The 19,917-nt window shown below is 68.3% G+C and carries 13 protein-coding genes; 5 read left to right on the top strand and 8 right to left on the bottom strand.

The window, feature by feature from the left end; translation table 11 throughout:
* Positions 1 to 38 precede the first annotated feature (38 nt).
* Positions 39 to 6,113, top strand: coding sequence for an Hpt domain-containing protein (locus tag AB4120_RS10550; RefSeq protein ID WP_441642213.1), 6,075 nt, complete (start codon positions 39 to 41; stop codon positions 6,111 to 6,113).
* Positions 6,114 to 6,200: 87 nt separating this feature from the next.
* Here the strand turns inward: AB4120_RS10550 and AB4120_RS10545 are convergent, their stop codons facing one another.
* The 4 genes from AB4120_RS10545 to AB4120_RS10530 form a co-directional block, all read right to left on the bottom strand.
* Positions 6,201 to 7,514 carry an MFS transporter gene (locus tag AB4120_RS10545; RefSeq protein ID WP_149136556.1) on the bottom strand — a complete coding sequence of 438 codons (1,314 nt, stop codon included), beginning with the start codon at positions 7,512 to 7,514 and terminating at the stop codon, positions 6,201 to 6,203.
* 60 nt (positions 7,515 to 7,574) lie between these two features.
* Complete coding sequence (locus AB4120_RS10540; RefSeq protein WP_149136555.1) at positions 7,575 to 8,357, bottom strand: SDR family oxidoreductase; 783 nt, start codon at positions 8,355 to 8,357, stop codon at positions 7,575 to 7,577.
* Between the two features lie 74 nt (positions 8,358 to 8,431).
* Complete coding sequence (locus AB4120_RS10535) at positions 8,432 to 8,674, bottom strand: hypothetical protein (RefSeq protein WP_144197400.1); 243 nt, start codon at positions 8,672 to 8,674, stop codon at positions 8,432 to 8,434.
* Positions 8,667 to 10,103, bottom strand: coding sequence for an aldehyde dehydrogenase family protein (locus AB4120_RS10530; protein WP_149136554.1), 1,437 nt, complete (start codon positions 10,101 to 10,103; stop codon positions 8,667 to 8,669). The genes AB4120_RS10535 and AB4120_RS10530 overlap by 8 nt, the downstream gene beginning before the upstream one ends.
* Before the next feature lie 191 nt (positions 10,104 to 10,294).
* Between AB4120_RS10530 and ppa the strand changes: the two genes are divergently transcribed.
* Positions 10,295 to 10,822: an inorganic diphosphatase gene (gene ppa, locus AB4120_RS10525; protein WP_149136553.1), complete on the top strand. Its 528-nt coding sequence runs from the start codon at positions 10,295 to 10,297 to the stop codon at positions 10,820 to 10,822.
* 56 nt (positions 10,823 to 10,878) lie between these two features.
* Here ppa and AB4120_RS10520 read toward each other — a convergent pair whose 3' ends face one another.
* On the bottom strand, positions 10,879 to 12,102 hold the full coding sequence (locus AB4120_RS10520) for a GNAT family N-acetyltransferase (protein WP_149136552.1): 1,224 nt from the start codon (positions 12,100 to 12,102) through the stop codon (positions 10,879 to 10,881).
* 208 nt (positions 12,103 to 12,310) lie between these two features.
* On the opposite strand from AB4120_RS10520, the gene AB4120_RS10515 reads away from it, so the two are divergent.
* On the top strand, positions 12,311 to 14,377 hold the full coding sequence (locus AB4120_RS10515) for an NAD(+) synthase (RefSeq protein ID WP_441642212.1): 2,067 nt from the start codon (positions 12,311 to 12,313) through the stop codon (positions 14,375 to 14,377).
* A 103-nt stretch (positions 14,378 to 14,480) separates the two neighbouring features.
* Positions 14,481 to 14,819: a P-II family nitrogen regulator gene (gene glnK, locus AB4120_RS10510; protein WP_061957551.1), complete on the top strand. Its 339-nt coding sequence runs from the start codon at positions 14,481 to 14,483 to the stop codon at positions 14,817 to 14,819.
* A gap of 78 nt (positions 14,820 to 14,897) precedes the next feature.
* Here glnK and AB4120_RS10505 read toward each other — a convergent pair whose 3' ends face one another.
* The 3 genes from AB4120_RS10505 to trxB all read right to left on the bottom strand — a co-directional run bounded on the left by AB4120_RS10505 (position 14,898) and on the right by trxB (position 17,263).
* Positions 14,898 to 15,539, bottom strand: a complete 642-nt coding sequence (locus tag AB4120_RS10505) for a trimeric intracellular cation channel family protein (RefSeq protein WP_187645182.1) — start codon at positions 15,537 to 15,539, stop codon at positions 14,898 to 14,900.
* 5 nt (positions 15,540 to 15,544) lie between these two features.
* Positions 15,545 to 16,210, bottom strand: coding sequence for a Smr/MutS family protein (locus AB4120_RS10500; protein ID WP_149136549.1), 666 nt, complete (start codon positions 16,208 to 16,210; stop codon positions 15,545 to 15,547).
* Between the two features lie 99 nt (positions 16,211 to 16,309).
* Entirely contained in the window at positions 16,310 to 17,263 is a 954-nt protein-coding gene (gene trxB, locus AB4120_RS10495; protein ID WP_149136548.1) for a thioredoxin-disulfide reductase, read from the bottom strand.
* 185 nt (positions 17,264 to 17,448) lie between these two features.
* Between trxB and AB4120_RS10490 the strand changes: the two genes are divergently transcribed.
* A complete protein-coding gene (locus tag AB4120_RS10490) occupies positions 17,449 to 19,785 on the top strand; it encodes a DNA translocase FtsK (protein WP_149136547.1) in 2,337 nt (778 codons plus the stop codon).
* The last annotated feature ends 132 nt before the right edge of the window (positions 19,786 to 19,917 follow it).

Here is a 19,917-nt window from a genome sequence, read left to right as displayed (position 1 = left end):
TGCATCGAGGCCCGCGCGCGGGCGCAACGGATTGCGTCATGTCATTGAATTTTTCCGTATCGAGCGACGTGGCTGACCCGGCCGCGCCGCAACCACCGGTGCAGGGCGAGGTGGCCGTGCCGGCCCCCGTGCCGCAGCGCGACCTGTCGGTGCTGGCCTGGCTTGCGCCAAGCCTGCGCACCGCGCTGGATGACGCCGCCGCCGAACTTGGCCACTATGTGGACGAGATCCAGCAGGCCCCCGAGGCGCTGGGCGCGCGCGACACCACGTCGCTGCGCCTGGCCGGCCAGCAACTGCACCAGGCCGCCGGGGCGGTGCACATCGTCGGCCTGCGCGGCGTGGATGCGCACTGCCAGGCCATGCGCCGCCTGCTGGAAGCCATCGACGCCGGCACTGTCGCCGCCAGCCCGGAGACGCTCGCCGTGTTCCGGCGCGGCGTGCAGGCGCTGGCCGAGTATGTGGATGACCTGATGGCCGGCGATCCCGAGGATCCGCTGCGCCTGTTCCAGCCCTACGCCGACGCCCTGGTGCTGATGAAGGAGGAGCGCGTGCATCCGGCCGACCTGTGGCTGGAAGAACTGCAGATGCTGCCCGGCATCGTGCTGCCCACACGCTCCACGTCGTCGGTCACGCGCGCGCGCCAGCGCTTCGAGGCCGCGCTGCTCAAGGCGCTGCGCCTGCCCACGCCCTGCACGGATGGCGCACTGCTGCGCGAAGCCTACCTGCCGCTGCAAACCGCGCTGGACGACGTGCGCAACCACGAACAGCATGCGCGCCGCACCACCGATACGCCTGACCGGGGCATCTGGCTGACGCTGTCGATGGTGTTCCGCGCGCTGGCGCACGGGCTGCTGCCGTCCGACCTGCTCGCCAAGCGCTTCGCCGCGCGTGCCCACCTGCTGCTGCGCCAGTACCTGCAAGGGCAGGTGCGGGTGCCGCAGGCGCTGCTTAACGATGCCGTGTTCCTGCTGGTCAGCACCAGCCTCACGCCCGATGGCCCCGAGGACACCACGCCGCCGGCGGTGCAGGCCGCCGTGCAGGTGCTGCGTGCCGACATTGCGCGCAGCCTGCAGGCCTTCCGCGTCGATCCGGCCCACGCCGTGGCGCGCGCCGACTACCGCCGGCGCTACTACGGCTGGCTCGACCCGATCGACACGCGCAACCTCCAGAACGCCGCCGCCGCGATCGAGCGCGCAGCGGCCGACGATCAGGCTGGATGGGAACTGGCGCTGGCCTCGCTGGCCGAGGCGGCGCAGCCGCTGGCCCAGCCCGCGCTCCAGCACTGCCTGAGCGCCGCTGCTGCCCATTCGGCGCATTCGGCTCATGCTGCCCATGCCGGGCAGCGCAACGGGCCCGGCGAGACCGGTGCTGCCCTGGGGCCGACCGGCGTGGCGCTGTTCCTCGCGCGCGCGCTGGCCATGCCCTGGCGCGTGCATGGCCAGTCTGGCCATCCGTCCGCCGCCGAATTTGCCGCGCGCTGTGACCAGCTCGCGGCCTGTCTGGCCGACCCTGCCGCCACCGCGCCCGACTGGCTCGCCGCGATGGTCGAGACCGCCAACGCCCAGGCGCTGCGTGCCGAGGCCGTGACCCGGCTGCGCGCCCAGCTCGACAGCGGCGAGTCCTGGCTCGATACCTTCGACCGCAACGCAGCCCGGCCCGATGCCGTCAACACGCTCGGCGATGCCGCCCAGGCGTTTGGCGGGCTGCTGGCCACGCTGGAGCGCCTGATCGGCAGCGCCGCGATGCCGGAAGGCATCGACGAGGCGGCCACCGCCGCGCTGGCCGCCACGCGCGCCGTGCTGGCGCGGCTGGACGTGCTGCGTGGCATCGACACCCAGCCGGGCCGCGTGGCCCAGTTGTCCGAGATTGCCGCCGAACTCGGCGCAGTGCATGCCTTTGCCGATATCCTCGAATTCGGCCGCCGTCAGCCCGATGCCACCGATGAGGACGCCCTCGCGCCGCGCCGGACCGACGAAGTACCCGCCACCGCGCTGGCCGCCGCGCGCCACGCCGCGATGGACGCCATCCGCGTGGCCGCCGGCGCCGATTCGCCCGAGATCCAGCGCCTGCGCGCCGCCTTGCAGGCGGTGAGCGACCAGGCCGCCATCGACGACGATGCCGCGCTGCGCCGCCAGGCCACCGACGCCACCACGCAGCTGCACGCGTGGCTGGCCGGCAGCGACTCCGCCGCCGAACGCCTGATCGTGGCGCTGGCCGACCCGATGCCCGCCGCTGCGCTGGCATCGTCCGCCGCGCCGTCTGCCCCGATGCCGAGCGACGCCGCCGGGGTGGACGCCGAACTGCTCGAGATCTTCCTGTCCGAAGCCGAGGAAGTGCTCGGCAATATCGCCGCCGATCTCCCGGGCGGGCTGGACGCCCTGCGCGATGCCGACGTGCTGAGCCGCGTGCGCCGCGCCTTCCACACGCTCAAGGGCTCGAGCCGAATGGTCGGCCTGAACCGCTACGGCGAGGCCGCGTGGGCCATCGAACAGGTGATGAACCTGTGGATTGCCGAGGCGCGCGAGCCCATGCCCGCGCTGCTGGCGCTGCTGCACCACGCGCACGACCTGCTGCGCGAGTGGGCCATCGCCCTGCAGGCCGATGCCGGCACCCAGCGCGACATCGCCCCGCTGGTGGCCGAAGCGCAGGCCGTGCGCGAGCCGGGCCAGGCCGACTTGTCCGCCGACGCGGCCCCCGCCGCGCCGGCAGATGCCATCGATTCGCTGGACGCGCTGCTGGCCCACGCCCAGGCCAACGCGCCCGGGCAGACTGCTCCCGCCCCGGCGCAGCCGGTGGTCCCTGAGCAGCCGGTCGCCGAGGCCGAGGACAGCAACGTGCTGCCGTTCCGCCTCTCGGGCGGGCTGGCCAGCGACGACGACCACTACAAGGTGATTGGCCCGGTGCGCATCGGGCTGGCGCTCTACAACGTCTACCTGCAGGAAGCCGACGATCTGGTGCGCCAGTTCGCCACCGACCTGTCCGAGTGGAAGCACGAGAACCATCCGTGCCCGAGCGAGCTGGCGCTGCGCGTGGCGCATACGCTGCAGGGCAGCGCCTCCACGGTGGGGCTGGAGCCGGTGCGCGACATCGCCGAGGCCCTCGAACAACTGCTGTTGCTGCTGGGCCGCCACCCCGTGGTGATGCATCCGGGCGACTTCCGCCTGCTCGACCAGGCCGTGGAGCGGCTGCGTGCGATGCTGCACCAGTTTGCCGCCGGGGTCTGGCCCGATGCGGACCCGGCGCTGTGCCGCAACCTGAACGATTTCGGCGAACGCGCGCTGATGCGCCCGCGCGCCACCGTGACGGGCCAACAGGCGCAGGCGGACCTGGAAGGCTCCGTCGCGCAGCTGTTTGGCAACACGCAGATCCTGCAGGCCACGCCGCTGTCGCCGCTTCCGCCTGTGACCGAGCCGACTGCGCCGACCCCGGCACTGCCGGCCGTGACCGATGCGCCGGCCAGGCTGACGCCGATCACCTCGCTGCCGCCGGTGGCCGCGCCCACGCTGACGCCGGTCACGCCGGTCACGCCGGTCACGCCGGTCACGCCGGTGACGCCGGTGCACGACGCCGTGGTCATTGCCATGCCCACGGGGCCGCGCCCCGATCCGCGTCATGAGCAGGTAGCCGTCGCCCATGTCTCCGCGCAATCGCCGGAGGCGCCGGCGGCCCCGCCCGAAGAATCGCTCGACGCCTCGGCGCTGGATGCCGATCTGGTCGACATCTTCCTGGAAGAGGCGCACGGCAGCCTGCCGGAACTCGGCAAGCTGGTGCGCACCTGGGAAGCCACGCCCGAAGAGACGCAGCAGGGCGGCCTGGTGCTGCGCGCGCTGCACACGCTCAAGGGCAGCGCCCGCATGGCCGGCGCGATGGCGCTGGGGCAGGCCGCGCATGAAATGGAAACGCTGCTGGAAGCCTCCGTGCGCGGCCAGCGCGTGACGCCGGACCTGTTCGGCAAGCTTTACGCCTGGTACGACCGCATCCTCGCCCACGTGGACGCGCTCCAGAACGGCCGCCTGCTGCCGGTGGACGATGCCGACGTGGTGAACGGGCTGGTCGATCCGGACGCGGTGCCCGCCGCCCCGGTCGATGCGCCGGCTGCCATCACCACGGCTGACACCCCGGGCGCCGCACTGGCCACGAACGCCCCGCAACTGCCGGCGGCTGCGGGCAAGGCCCCGGAAGCCGACCGCCAGCGCGCGCTGGTGCGCGTGCAGGCCCGGGCGCTGGACACGCTGATCAACGACGCCGGCGAAGTCGGCGCCACGCGCGCCCGGCTGGACAGCGAGCTGGAAGCGCTGCGCGCCTACCTCGGCGAACTGAACGACAACGTGGGGCGTCTGCGCACGCAGCTGCGCGAAATCGAAATCCAGGCCGAGACGCAGATGGCGTCGCGGATTGCCGAGACCCAGCAGAACCAGGACTTCGACCCGCTCGAGTTCGACCGCTTCACGCGGTTCCAGGAACTGACGCGGATGATGGCCGAGTCCGTGAACGACGTGGCCACGGTGGAGCAGAACCTGCAGCGCGGCTTCGACCGCGCCTCGGGCGACCTGGCCGCGCAGGCGCGGCTCACGCGCGGCCTGCAACGCGGGCTGATGCAGGCCCGCATGGTGCAGTTCGATGCGCTGGCCGAGCGCCTGTACCGCGTGGCGCGCCAGTCGGCCACCGAAACCGGCAAGGAAGTGCGCCTGCTGATCAAGGGCGGCACGGTGGAGATCGACCGCTCGGTGCTGGACCGCATGGCCGGCCCGATCGAGCATTTGATCCGTAATGCCGTGGTGCATGGCATCGAGCCGGCAGACGCACGCCGCGCGGCGGGCAAGTCCACCACGGGCGCGCTGACGCTGGAAGTGCAGCAGGAAGGCAACGAGGTGGTGCTGACCTTCTTCGACGACGGCGGTGGGCTGGATCTCGCGCGCATCCGCGAGCGGGCCATCAGCCGCCAGTTGCTGACGCATGAGGAAGACGCCAGCGACGCGCGCCTGACCGAGATGATCTTCACGCCGGGCTTCTCGACGGCCGATGAGGTCTCCGAGCTGGCCGGGCGCGGCGTGGGCATGGACGTGGTCCGTGCCGAAACCGTGGCGCTGGGCGGGCGTATCACGCTCTCCACCGAGGCGGGCCGGGGCACCAGCTTCACGGTGCACCTGCCACTGACCACCGCCATCACGCAGGTGCTGCTGGTGTCGCTGGGCGGGCGCCTGTACGCGATGCCGAGCGGGATGATCGACCAGGTTCACCAGTTGCGCGAAAAGCCGCTGCTGGAAGCCTACAACGCCGGCCGTTTCGGCGCGACGGCAGGCCCGGGCGCGGGCGTGGAAGCGCCGTTCTACTACTTCGGCACGCTGCTGGAGGAGAGCGCGGCGATTGCCTCGGGCCGCAAGTACTCGCCCGTGGTGGTGGTGCGCTCGGGTGCGGACCGCGTGGCGGTGCACGTGGACGAGGTGATCGGCAACCGCGAAGTGGTGGTGAAGCACATCGGCCCCCACCTGGCGCGCCTGGAAGGCATTGCCGGCGCCACCACGCTCGGCGATGGCGAGATCGTGCTGATCTACAACCCCGTGGTGCTGGCGCAGCGGTTCGTGCGCGAGCGCGGCGAGGTGACGCCGACGGCGCTTATGACATCGACCGAGAACACTGGCGCGGTGGCCGAGTTCGTTGGGGAGGGGGATGCCCGGCCGGTCTCGGGCCTGATGACGCAGCCGACCGTGATGGTGGTGGACGATTCGCTCACGGTGCGCAAGGCCAGCCAGCGGCTGCTGACGCGCGCGGGCTACCAGGTGGTGCTGGCGCGCGATGGCGTGGATGCGCTGCGGCAGTTGCAGGAGGTGATGCCGGACGCGATGCTCGTCGATATCGAGATGCCGAACATGGACGGCTTCGACCTTACGCGCAACGTCCGCGCCGACAGCCGCACCACGCATATGCCAGTGGTGATGATTACGTCACGTACGGCCGAGAAGCACCGCCGCTATGCGGCCGAGATCGGCGTGAACGTCTATCTGGGCAAGCCGTTCAACGAGGACGAACTGCTGCGTACGCTGCGCCAGCTGATTGGCGAGCGCGCCGGCAACGCCGCCGCCTCGGTGGCGCAGATGCTGGGCGACGCCTGACGCATCGCATCTGACGTAGGCAGAAAAAAGGGCCGGCGCTTCGTCAAGCGCCGGCCCTTTGTCTTTGGAGCGATCCGATCCGCCAGCTTATCCAGCCTTGCGGTTCACCATCTTCGCCGGCACCGACAGCGTCAGCGCCGCGCCGGCCACCAGGCAGATCGCCAGCAGGTACATGCCCGAGTCGGTGCTCTGGGTCAGGTCCTTGAGCCAGCCCACGGCGTAGGGGCTGATAAAGCCGGCCAGGTTGCCCAGCGAATTGATCAGTGCGATGCCGGCCGCCGCGCCCGTGCCGGCCAGGAAGGCCGTGGGCAGGCTCCAGAACAGCGGCAGCGTGGTCAGGATGCCGATGGTGGCCAGCGTCAGCGCCACCATGGCCAGCGTGGTGTCGCCATGCCACTGCACCGACAGCACCAGCCCCACCGCCCCGGCCAGCGCCGGCAGTGCGATATGCCAGCGCCGCTCGCCCCGCTTGTCGGCGCTGTACGCCACCAGGATCATGCCGATCACGGCGCAGCCGTAGGGAATTGCCGTCAGCAGGCCGATGTCCAGCGCGCCCTTCACGCCGGTCTGCTTGATGATCGTCGGCAGCCAGAAACTCACGCCGTAGAGCCCCATCACGAAGCAGAAGTAGATGGCGCTCATCAGCCAGACGCGCGGGCTGGACAGCACCTTGCGGATCGGCGGGTCTTCCTTGTGCTGCTCCTCGTTGGCGATGTTGCGCTCCAGCAGCGCCTTCTCGTCCTCGGTCAGCCACTTGGCGTGGCGGATGCGGTCATCGAGGTAGGCGAGCACCCACAGGCCGACCAGGATCGACGGAATGCCTTCGAGCAGGAACATCCACTGCCAGCCGGACCAGCCGTTGTGGCCGTCGAATGCCTGCATGACCCAGCCGGACAGCGGCCCGCCGATCACGCCCGAGAGCGCGATGGCCGTCATGAAGAACGTGGTGGTGCGCCCGCGCCGCTCCGCCGGGTACCAGTAGGTCAGGTACAGGATGATGCCGGGGAAGAAGCCCGCCTCGGCCACGCCAAGCAGGAAGCGCAGCACGTAGAACATGGTCGGCGTGGTCACGAACATCATCGCCGCCGAGATCACGCCCCAGGTGATCATGATCCGCGCGATCCAGATGCGCGCGCCCACGCGGTGCAGGATCACGTTGCTGGGCACCTCGAACAGGAAGTAGCCGATGAAGAAGATGCCGGCGCCCAGCCCGTAGATGGTCTCGCTGAACTTGAGGTCGTTGAGCATCTGGAGCTTGGCGAAGCCCACGTTCACGCGGTCCAGGTAGGCCACCACGTAGCACATCAACAGGAAGGGCACGAGACGCCAGCTCACCTTGCGGTAGGTGGCGTCTTCGAAACCGGCGTCGCGCACGCCGGGGTTCACTGCGGTCGTTGTCATGACTTATCTCCTCATTGGGTTCTTATAAGACTTGCCGCGGGTTGTGAAGGGAGGCGGGCGCTACACGCAGCGCCCGCCGTCCACTTCGATACAGGTGCCGGTGATAAACGCCGCCTCGTCGGAGGCGAGGTAGAGGCAGGCGTTGGCCACGTCCTGCGGGGTGGACATGCGCCCCATCGGGATCGTGGCGAGGAATCTGGCGCGGTTCTCGGGGGTGTCCGGCAGGCCCATGAACTGTTCGAGCAGGCCGGTGGCCCCGATCACCGGGTTGACGCAGTTCACGCGGATGTTGTCCGGGCCGAGTTCGGCCGCCATGGCCTTGCTGGCCGTGATGACCGCGCCCTTGCTGCCGTTGTACCAGACCAGCCCCGGGCGGGGCCGGATGCCGGCGGTGGAGGCCACGTTGACGAAGTTGCCGCCGCCGCGCTGGCGGAAATGCGGGATGAAGTGCCGGGCCGACCAGTAGATGCTCTTGACGTTGACCGCGTAGACGCGGTCGAACTCGTCCTCGGTGATCTCCAGGATCGGCTTGTTGCGATGGGTGGTGCCGGCGTTGTTGACCACGATGTGCACGTCGCCGAAGGCGGCCAGCGTGGCGTCCCGCATGGCGGCCACGTCGTCGCCCCGGGCCACGTCGGCCCAGACCGCGCGCGCGGTGCCGCCGGCCTCGCCAGTCTTCCCATATTGTTCGCGGATCGCGGCGGCGACGCGCTCGGCCGCCTCCAGGTTCAGGTCGGCCACCATCACGGCGGCGCCTTCGCGCGCGAACGTATGGGCGATGCCTTCGCCGAAGCCCGAGCCGCCGCCCGTGACCACGGCCACCTTGCCAGCCAGTCTTGCCATGTCCTGTCTCCTATATAGATAGGCCCGTCGCGGTCTTGGCGCCGCTGGCGGGCATGCTGCCGACGACTTATTAATTAGTGCGCGAACGGCCCCCGTCCGCGCAGGGCGTTGGCCACCATCATCACGGCCAGCAGGAAGGGCAGGGCCACGTAGAGGCACCAGTGGACGCGGTCGCCCACGGTGTCGCCCCATTTGCGCTTGAATACCTGCAGGCGGGGCATGCCGGACGGGTTGGTGGCACGCTTGTTCCGGACATGCCAGGCCATCCAGAAAAAGAAGATGGCGAACGCGACCGACAGAAAATTGATGTTACCCATGTTGAATGGCGATGGTTTTCAGAGTGGTGAATCCGTACAGGGCCTCGAAGCCCTTCTCGCGGCCATAGCCCGACTGGCCGGTGCCGCCGAAGGGCAGCTCCACGCCGCCGCCGGCGCCGTAGTTGTTGATGAAGACCTGGCCGGCGCGCAGCTTGCGGGCCAGCCGTAGCTGGCGGGCGCCGTCGCGCGTCCACAGGCCGGCCACCAGCCCGTAGGCGGTGCCATTGGCGAGGCGCAGCGCCTCTTCCTCGCTGTCGAACGGCATGGCCGCCAGCAGCGGGCCGAAGACTTCCTCCTGGGCCAGCCGGTGGGTGGGCGGCACGTCGCGGAACAGCATCGGCACCTGGTAGTAGCCGGACTCCGGGGCCTCGCCGACGATCTGGCCCTGCGCCATCACGGCAATGCCGGCGTGCTGGGCATCGGAGACGAAGTCCCAGACGCGCTGCTGCTGCTTGCGGCTGATCAGCGGGCCGCATTCGAGGTCGAGCGCGGACGGCCCCACGCGCAGCGACTCGAACACGCCCGAGAGCCGGTCCAGCAGGGTCTCGTAGACGGAGCGCTCCACCAGCAGCCGGCTGCCGGCCGAGCAGGTCTGGCCGGCGTTCTGGACGATGCCGTTGACGATGACGGGCAGCAGCGTGTCCAGGTCGGCATCGGCAAACACGATCTGCGGGGACTTGCCGCCCAGCTCCAGCGTGACCGGCACATGGTTCTCGGCCGCCAGCTGGGCCACGAGCTTGCCGGTCTCGGGCGAGCCCGTGAAGGAAATATGGTTGATGCCCGGATGGCGGGCCAGCGCGGCGCCGGCCTCGTGGCCATAGCCGGTGACGATATTGAGCGCGCCTTCGGGCAGGCCGGCCTCGGCGGCCAGCTCGGCCACGCGCAGCAGGGACAGGCAGGCATCCTCGGCCGGTTTGACCACGCAGGCGTTGCCGGTGGCCAGCGCCGCGCCGACGCTGCGGCCGAAGATCTGGAGCGGGTAGTTCCAGGGGATGATGTGGCCCGTCACGCCGTGCGGCTCGCGCACGGTCAGCACGGTGTAGCCGGGCTGGTAGGGGATGGTCTGGCCGTGCAGCTTGTCTGCCGCGCCGGCGTAGAACTCGAAGTAGCGCGCCACGGCGCGGGCGTCTGCGCGGGCCTGGCGCAGCGGCTTGCCGGTGTCGCGGGCCTCCAGCGCGGCCAGTTCGTCCTCGTGCTCCATCAGCACCAGCGCCACGCGGTTCAGCAGGCGGACACGCTCTGCGGGTGCCATGGCGCCCCAGGCGCCCTCGGCGGCCTGGCGGGCGGCCAGCACGGCCACGCTGATGTCCGTGCTGTTGCCACGGGCAATCTCGGCGAACGGCTCGCCGTTGGAGGGATCGAAAACCTTGATGCGCAGGCCGGAATCGGGGGCGATCAGGCGGTTGGCGACGAAGTGCTGGGCGTGCATGCTTATCTCCGTGCTCGGGTATGGAGCAACTGCTGAATCGGGAATGCCGCATTATCGCGCACCGCGCGGGCCGCGCAAGGCACTTGGCAATTGGGAGGCGGCAACGCGGGAAGCTGGCTTGTCAGCGTGGGGTCAGGAGCGAACCGCTATAATGCCCGCCATCCCACAACACTGGCATTCGGAGAACTCGCATGAGCTTCAACCTCGTCTCCCCGGGCAAGGACCTTCCCAACGATTTCAACGTCATCATCGAGATTTCGGCCCAGAGCGATCCGGTGAAGTACGAGGCCGACAAGGAAACCGGCCTGCTGTTCGTCGACCGTTTCATCGGCACGGGCATGCGCTACCCGGCCAACTACGGCTTCATTCCGCAGACGCTGTCCGGCGACGGCGACCCGGTGGACGTGCTGGTGCTGACGCCGTTCCCGATCCTGGCCGGCGCCGTGGTGCGCTGCCGTGCGCTCGGCATGCTGAAGATGACCGACGAGTCCGGCGTGGACGCCAAGCTGGTGGCCGTGCCCGTGGACAAGCTGAGCCCGGCCACCGCCTTCATGAAGGGCCTGTCCGATGTGCCGCAAAACACGCTCGACCAGATCAAGCACTTCTTTGAGCACTACAAGGCACTTGAGGCCGGCAAGTGGGTCAAGGTGGATGGCTGGGCTGGCATCGAGGAAGCCCACAAGGAAATCACCGACGGCGTGGCGAACTTCAAGAAGTAAGCCGGTTCGCACCAGATCGATGATCGATGGAAAAACCCGCCAGTTTGGCGGGTTTTTTATTCGCCCCGCGCGAACGGGCTGTGATCGTTCAGTTCGTCGAGATAGGCGTCGATGCCCTGGCGCTCGCGGGCCAGGAAACGCTCCACCGCATCGGCGAAGGACGGGTGCGCCAGCCAGTGCGCGGAGCGCGTGGCCACCGGCAGGAAGCCGCGCGCCATCTTGTGCTCGCCCTGCGCGCCGCCTTCGAACGTGCGGAGGCCCTCGGCGATGCAGAATTCGAGCGGCTGGTAGTAGGCGGTCTCGAAGTGGAGGCACGGGTGGTGCTCCAGCGCGCCCCAGTAGCGGCCATAGAGCGTGCTGACGCGCGGATCGGCATCGAACACGACCAGCGAGCTGGCGATGTCGCGCCCGTCGCGGGAGGCCACCACCAGCAGCAGGTTCTCGGGCATGGTCGCGCCGATGCGCCGGAAAAAGTCCAGGTTCAGGTAGGGCGACGAATGATGCTCGCGGTAGGTCTGGCGATAGCAGCGGTTGAAGAACTTCCACGCCTCATCGTCGATCTCCGCTCCTCGCAACTGCCGGAAGGTGATGCCGGCCTCCGCCACGCGGCGCCGCTCCGCGCGGATATTCTTGCGCTTCTTCTGTGAAAGCGTCGCCAAAAAGGCGTCAAAATCGGCGTAGCCGGGGTTGGTCCAGTGGAACTGCACGCCATGCCGCATCATCATGCCGGCTTCGTCCATCAAATCCGCCTCATGGTCGGACGGAAACAGCACGTGCAGCGAGGACATGCCCGATTCCTCGGCCAGTGCCAGCGCAAAGCGCAGCAGCAGGCGGCGCGCGATGTCATCCTCGGCCAGCAGCCGGGCGCCGCGCACCGGGGTGAACGGGATGGCGGACAGCCACTTGGGGTAGTAGGGCACGTCGTGCTGGCGATAGGCATCCGCCCAGGCCCAGTCGAACACATACTCCCCGTAGGAATGCGATTTCGCGTAGAGCGGCATGGCGGCGGCGAGCCGGTCGCGGCCTGTGGCGTGGCCGTTCGGCACCCAAAGCGTCAGGAAGCGCGGCGACCAGCCGGTGTCGTCGGTGGCGCTGCCGCTGGTGTGCATCGCGTGCAGGAAGGCATGGCGCAGGAAGGGCGTGGCGTCAGGCTGGGCGGCCACGAGGGCGTCCCAGTCGGCGACCGGCACCTCGGCCAGGTCCAGGACGATCTCCGTCCGGTAATTGGCCACCGGGGTGTCCGGCTGCGCACTCACCGGCTGACAAGATTCCGACTGCATTCCGCCCGATCCACTCAAGAATTGAAGAATATTTGATCCATCCGACGCCCCATCAGGTGCCGGACGAGTCTACCGGAAGACGTGCGGCGGTGCAGCCATGGCCAGCCAGGTGACGTGCGCGACGGGTGCGCAGTGCGCATCGTAGAATGACAGGGATCACGCCGATTGCCGCACTGGCATGCCGGCGCCCCGAATCCGAAGGCCAGACATGACTCATCCGTTCTTCAACCTGTATTCCCACGGCTTTGCGCGCGTGGCCGTGGGCGTGCCCGAGTGCCGCGTGGCGGACCCGGCCTACAACGCCGACCAGACGCTGGAACTGGCCCGCCAGGCCGTGCAAGGCGGCGCGGCGCTGGTCGCCTTCCCGGAACTGGGCCTGTCGTCCTATACCTGCGATGACCTGTTCCATCAGCGCGCGCTGCTGCGCGAGTGCGAACTGGCGCTCCAGCGCATCGTGGAAGCCTCGGTGTCGCTGCCGGCCGCGCTGGTCGTGGGCATGCCGCTGGTGGTGGAACATCAGCTGTTCAACTGCGCCGTGGTGGTGGCCAACGGCGCCATCCAGGGCGTGGTGCCGAAGAGCTACCTGCCGAATTATTGGGAATTCTACGAGGCGCGCCAGTTCAGTGCTGCGGATTGCGCACCCACCGAGGGCCGCATCTCGCTGCTTGGCGCCACGGTGCCGTTCGGCGCGGGGCTGCTGTTCGAGATCGAGAACATCCCGTTCTTCCGTTTCCATGTGGAAATCTGCGAGGACGTCTGGGTGCCGGTGCCGCCGTCGTCGTTCGCGGCGCTGGCCGGGGCCACGGTGCTGGTGAACCTGTCGGCGTCGAATATCGTCATCGGCAAGTCCGGCTACCGGCACCAGCTGGTGTCGCAGCAGTCGGCGCGCTGCCTGGCGGCCTATCTGTACACCTCGGCCGGCAAGGGGGAGTCGTCCACCGACCTGGCCTGGGACGGCCAGGCGCTGATCTACGAGAACGGCGAACTTCTGGGTGAATCGGAGCGGTTTTCGGACCATTCGCACCTGTTGACGGCCGATGTGGACCTGGAGCGGCTCTCGCGCGAGCGCATGCACCAGACCACCTTTGGCCATTCGGTGCGCCGCCATCGCGAGGAAGTGGAGAAATTCGAGGTGGTGTCGTTCCGCGTGGACGTGCCCACGACGCAGACCCTGCCGCTGGCGCGCAAGGTGGAGCGCTTTCCCTACGTGCCGGCCGATCCGCGCCGCCGCGACGAGCGCTGCATGGAGGTCTACAACATCCAGGTGCAGGCGCTGGTGCAGCGGCTGTCGTCCAGCAAGATCTCGAAGGTGGTCATCGGCGTCTCGGGCGGGCTGGATTCCACCCATGCGCTACTGGTCTGCGCCGCCGCGATGGACCGCCTGGGCCTGCCGCGCGCCAATATCCTCGGCTACACCATGCCCGGCTTTGCCACCAGCGACCGCACGCTCGATCAGGCGCGGCAACTGATGAGCTGGATCGGCTGCACGGCGCGCGAGATCGATATTCGCCCCAGTTGCATGGCGATGCTGAAAGATCTCGACCATCCGTACGCGCAAGGCGAGCCGGTCTACGATGTGACCTTCGAGAACGTGCAGGCTGGCGAGCGCACCAACCACCTGTTCCGGCTGGCCAACCACCATCACGCCATCGTGATCGGCACCGGCGACCTTAGCGAACTGGCGCTAGGCTGGTGTACCTATGGGGTGGGTGACCATATGTCTCACTACAACGTCAACGCCAGTGTGCCGAAGACGCTGATCAGCCATCTGGTGCGCTGGGTGGCCGAAACCGGCCAGGTGGCCGAGGGCGGGGAAGCGGTGCTGACGGCCGTGCTCGACACCGACATCAGCCCGGAACTGGTGCCCGGCGGCACGGGCGCGGACGGCCAGGACAAGGCGCCGGGCCAGAAGACCGAACAGGTCATCGGGCCGTACGAATTGCAGGATTTCAACCTCTATTACACGCTGCGCTTCGGGTTTGCGCCCAGCAAGGTGGCTTTCCTGGCGCTTAGCGCGTGGGGCGATGTGGCGCGCGGCGAATGGCCGAACGGCCCGCATGTTGCGCGTAACGCCTACGAACTTGCCGAGATCAAGCGCGTTCTTGGCATCTTCGTCGACCGCTTCTTCCGCACCAGCCAGTTCAAGCGGTCCTGCGTGCCGAATGCCCCGAAAGTGGGCTCGGGCGGGTCGCTCTCGCCGCGTGGCGACTGGCGCGCCCCAAGTGACGGGGAATCGGCGGTATGGGTGCGCGACCTGGCCCGGATTCCGGACTGATCGAACTGGGGCGAAGGGGCCAAGTGTGCCCATTCCCGCAATCCCGAGGCGGGTTTCGGGCTAGAATCTGTCATCTTCCGACAAACACAGACAGAGGCCAGCCATGAAGCAGATTACCGCCATCATCAAACCGTTCAAGCTCGACGAGGTACGCGAGGCACTGGCGGATGTGGGCGTGACCGGCCTCACCGTAACCGAGGTAAAGGGCTTCGGCCGCCAGAAGGGCCACACCGAGCTGTATCGCGGCGCCGAGTACGTGGTCGATTTCCTGCCGAAGATCAAGATCGAGGTGGTCGTGGCCGAGAATCAGCTCGACACCGTGCTCGATTCAATCGTGAAGGCCGCCCACACGGGCAAGATCGGCGACGGCAAGATCTTCGTGACCGAGATCGAGCGCGTGATCCGCATCCGTACCGGCGAGCAGGACGAAGCCGCAGTCTGACCGGAGCCTATCCGCCAGATCCGCCAGACGGAAAAAAAGCCGGCCCAGCGCCGGCTTTTCTCGTTGTTGAGGCTTCTGCTAGCTTGGCAGTTTCCAGCCAAGCTGCACGGACAGCAGCCGCATGGCCATTGTGACCAGCGCCCCGGTCAGCAGCGCCGCCTCCTGGTCCGCCCGCAGCCACGTCAGTCCCACATAGACCCAGCAGCCCACGAACGAGCAGGTGGCGTAGGGCGAGCGGTCGCGCAGGATCATCGGCACTTCATTGCAGAGCACGTCGCGGACCACGCCGCCGAACACCGCGGAGATGATCCCCATCATCACCGCCACGGTCGGCGTCATCTGCGCCACCAGCGCCAGCGAGGTGCCCGTGACGGAGAACAGCCCCAGGCCGATGGCATCGGCAACCAGCATCGCGCGGTCCGACGCGACCGTGCTCACTACGCGAAATACGATGGCCGCGCCGATCGACATCGCGAAGATCAGCAGCACGTAGTACTCGTGCTCGACCCAGTAGAACGGGCGGCGGTCCAGCAGGACGTCGCGCACGGTGCCCCCGCCGAACGCGGTGGCGAAGGCGACGATGAAGGTGCCGACGGCATCGAGCCGCTGCTTGCGCGCATCCACCACGCCCGAGACCGCGAAGGCGAGCACGCCGACCACTTCCATGACGTGGAGGATCAGCGGCAGCCGCCCCATCAAGAGATCGAACGGCAGGTGCATCGACATCAGGCGCGGGGCTGACGCAGCAAGACCATCAACGCGCCGGCGCCGCCCAGCGACTCGCGCGCCTGGACGAAGGCGATGACCTCCTCCTTCTGTACCAGCCAGCTGCGTACCTTGCCCTTGAGGACGGGCAGCTTGTCCGGCGAGCCGATGCCCTTGCCGTGGATCACGCGCACGCAGCGCACGCCGTTGCGCACCGAGCGGCGCAGGAATTCGGCCAGTGCCTCGCGCGCCTCGTCGCTGCGCAGGCCGTGCAGGTCCACCTTGTCCTGCGGCACCCACTCGCCGCGACGCAGCTTGCGGACCACATCGATGCCGATGCCGGGGCGCCGGAACGACATGGTTTCGTCGATATCGAGCAGATTCTCGACATCGAATTCGTCGGATAACGAGGCTTCCAGCACGGCTTTGTCATTAAGCTGGGTCTGGATGGCGACGGGCGGGGGTTTCTTGGGCGGATGCGCCACGCGGTTGCGGTCGCGCAGGGCGCTGACCTGGCCGACATTGCTGCGGAAGACATTGGCTTCCTCGTCGGCGCGGCGGGTGGCGGCTTCGGCGGCCACGCGTTCGGCCTCGCGGCGCTCGGCGTCAGCCTTGAGATTGTCACGCACCGCGGCCAGATCGTGCAGGCCGAAGCGCTTGGAAGGGGATTTTGCGCCGTGCGACATGGAAAGATTCTCCGGGGGCTCGGCGTCGATTATAAGGGGATTGCGAGGGGGAACGGCCTCCACGCCCTCCATGGCGGAGGGGGGCGGAGGCCGTGACGCTTACTGCAGCGCTTCTACGTAGCGCTGGGCGTCCAGGGCGGCCATGCAGCCCGTGCCGGCGCTGGTGATGGCCTGGCGGTAGATGTGATCCTGCACGTCGCCGGCGGCGAACACGCCCGGGATGTTGGTGGCCGTGGCATCGCCGGACAGGCCGCTCTTGGTCACGATATAGCCGTTCTTCATGTCCAACTGGCCCACGAAGAGGTCGGTGTTCGGCTTGTGGCCAATCGCCACGAACACGCCGGCCAGCTTCAGGTCCTCGGTCTTGGCGGTGTCCTTGGTGCTGCGGATCCGCAGGCCGGTCACGCCCGACTCGTCGCCCAGCACTTCATCCAGCGTATGGTCGTAGCGCAGTTCCACGCGGCCTTCCTTGACGCGCTGGAGCAGGCGGTCTACCAGGATCGGCTCGGCCTTGAACTTGTCGCGGCGGTGGATCAGGGTGACTTTGCTGGCGATATGCGACAGGTACAGGGCCTCTTCCACGGCCGTGTTGCCGCCGCCAACCACCGCGACTTCCTGGTTCTTGTAGAAGAAACCGTCGCAGGTGGCGCAGGCGGACACGCCGCGGCCCATGAACGACTCTTCCGACGGCAGGCCCAGGTACTGCGCCGAGGCGCCCGTGGCGATGATCAGCGCGTCGCAGGTGTACTCGCCCGCATCGCCGATCAGGCGGATCGGCTTCTCGGTCAGCTTGGCTGTGTGGATGTGATCGAAGATGATTTCGGTGTTGAAGCGTTCGGCGTGGGCCAGGAAACGCTGCATCAGGTCCGGGCCCTGCACGCCATTGGCGTCGGCGGGCCAGTTTTCCACGTCGGTGGTGGTCATCAGCTGGCCGCCCTGGGCCAGGCCGGTGATCAGCACGGGCTGGAGGTTGGCGCGGGCGGCGTAGACGGCGGCGGTGTAGCCGGCCGGACCCGACCCGAGAATCAGCACTTTTGCGTGTTTTGCGGACATGTTGCCTTCCTGTGGCCGGCGCACGCGTGCAGCGTTCGCGCCGGTGTAACTCGAAACCGCCATTATAAGTGGGCTGGCGTTTGCCGACTGTTGCAAATTCCAATGGGGCCGATAGCGCGCGCAAGGTTAAAATGGCCGCCATCGTCTACCCCGAGCGATCTGAAGCGATCATCCGAACCCAAGGCATGGCCCGCGCAACCACCACTACCCGTACCGACCCGTCGGCACTCCCCTCGCGAATCGGCAAGCTGCTGGGCGAGGTGCGCTGGTTCCTGCTGCTGGCCGTCACCCTCGGCTTCGTGTGCGTGCTGGCCAGCTACAGCAAGGCGGACCCCGGCTGGTCCCACGCCAGCCAGGTGGCGGATATCCACAATCTGGGCGGCCGCGTGGGCGCCTGGGTGGCGGACGTGCTGTTCTTCATCTTCGGCTTCTCCGCCTACTGGTGGAGCGTGCTGCTGATGCGCCGCTGCTGGCGCGGCTGGCGCACCCTGACCGCCGAACTGCCCGAGCGCGTGCCGGATCCGCAGCACAGCGTGGCGATCAGCTGGATCGGCTTCGGCCTGACGCTGGTGTCGAGCATGGGCCTCGAGGCCATCCGCATGTACCCGCTGCGCGCCGCGCTGCCCCGGGCCCCGGGCGGCGTGCTGGGCGACCTGCTCGGCGGCTGGCTGCAGCTGGCGCTGGGTTTTTCGGGCGCCACGCTGCTGTTGCTGCTGATGTTCGCCATCGGGCTGTCGCTGTTCTTCCATTTCTCGTGGCTCTCCGTGGCCGAACACGTCGGCGGCTTCGTCGAAACGCTGTTCCTCGGCTTCAAGGCCCGCCGCGAGAAGAAGCAGGACCGCATCATCGGCGCCGCGGCCAAGGTGGAACGGACCGAGACCGTGGAAGTGCAACGCGTGCGCCAGGAGGAAGCCACACCGGTGCAGATCGTGCGCCCGCAGGCCGTGCCCAAGCACGAGCGGGTGGAGCGCGAGAAGCAGCAGCCGCTGTTTGCCGATATCCAGGACTCCGACCTGCCGCCGCTGTCGCTGCTCGACCCCGTGCCCGCCCATCAGGAGACGGTGAGCGCCGAAACGCTCGAATTCACGTCGCGGCTGATCGAGAAGAAACTCAAGGACTTCGGCGTCGAGGTCAAGGTCGTGGCCGCCTACCCGGGGCCGGTCATCACCCGCTACGAGATCGAGCCGGCCACCGGCGTCAAGGGCAGCCAGATCGTCAATCTGGCGCGCGACCTGGCGCGCTCGCTGTCGCTGGTGTCGATCCGCGTGGTGGAAACCATCCCGGGCAAGAACTACATGGGGCTGGAGCTGCCGAACCCCAAGCGCCAGACCGTTCGTCTGACTGAAATTCTCGGTTCCCACGTCTACAACGAAAGCGCGTCCAGCCTGACCATGGCGCTGGGCAAGGACATCGCCGGCAAGCCGATGGTGGCCGACCTCGCCAAGATGCCGCACTGCATGGTGGCCGGCACGACCGGCTCGGGCAAGTCGGTGGGCATCAACGCGATGATCCTGTCGCTGCTCTACAAGGCCAAGCCCGAGGCCGTGCGCCTGATCCTGATCGACCCGAAGATGCTGGAAATGAGCGTCTACGAAGGCATTCCGCACCTGCTCTGCCCGGTGGTCACGGACATGCGCCAGGCCGGCAACGCGCTGAACTGGGCCGTGGGCGAGATGGAGCGGCGCTACAAGCTCATGAGCAAGCTGGGCGTGCGCAACCTGGCCGGCTACAACAAGAAGATCGACGAGGCGGCGGCGCGCGAGGAAAAGGTGCCGAATCCGTTCAGCCTGACGCCGGATGCCCCCGAGCCGCTCGAGAAGCTGCCGACCATCGTCATCGTCATCGACGAACTGGCCGACCTGATGATGGTGGTGGGCAAGAAGGTCGAGGAACTGATCGCCCGTATCGCCCAGAAGGCCCGCGCGGCCGGCCTGCACCTGGTGCTGGCCACGCAGCGGCCGTCCGTGGATGTGATTACCGGCCTGATCAAGGCCAACGTGCCGACCCGGATTGCGTTCCAGGTCAGCAGCAAGATCGACTCGCGCACCATCCTCGACCAGCAGGGCGCCGAGGCGCTGCTGGGTATGGGCGACATGCTCTACCTCGCGCCGGGCACCGGGTTTCCGGTACGCGTGCACGGCGCCTTTGTCTCCGATGAGGAAGTACACCGCGTGGTGGAGCAGCTCAAGGCATCCGGCGAGGCCAACTATATCGAGGGCATCCTCGAGGGCGGGCTGGTCGATGGCGATGGCGCGGGCGACAGCCTGGGCGGCGGCGCCGGCATCGGCGGCGGGGGCGGCGAGGCCGATCCGCTGTACGATCAGGCCGTCGAGGTGGTGGTCAAGAACCGCCGGGCTTCGATTTCGCTGGTGCAGCGCCACCTGCGCATCGGCTACAACCGCGCCGCGCGGCTGCTCGAGGACATGGAAAAGGCCGGACTGGTCTCGGCCATGTCGGGCAACGGCAACCGCGACATCCTGGTGCCGGCCGGCGCCGGGGCGGGTGCGCGCGACGACGACTAGGCACGGCCGGGGCGGCGAGGGGCGGTCAAGGGGCGGCAAGGGGTGGTCGGCGTCAAATGTGACGCGTAACATACCGTTACCCCGGTCACAGGAATCCGGCGCCCCGCGCCCGGCTCTAACCGGGCATCCACT

Origin of the sequence: Cupriavidus sp. 2KB_3, assembly GCF_052115685.1 — a bacterium.
Lineage (GTDB): Bacteria > Pseudomonadota > Gammaproteobacteria > Burkholderiales > Burkholderiaceae > Cupriavidus > Cupriavidus campinensis.
This window is presented reverse-complemented; position numbering and strand designations above follow the sequence as displayed.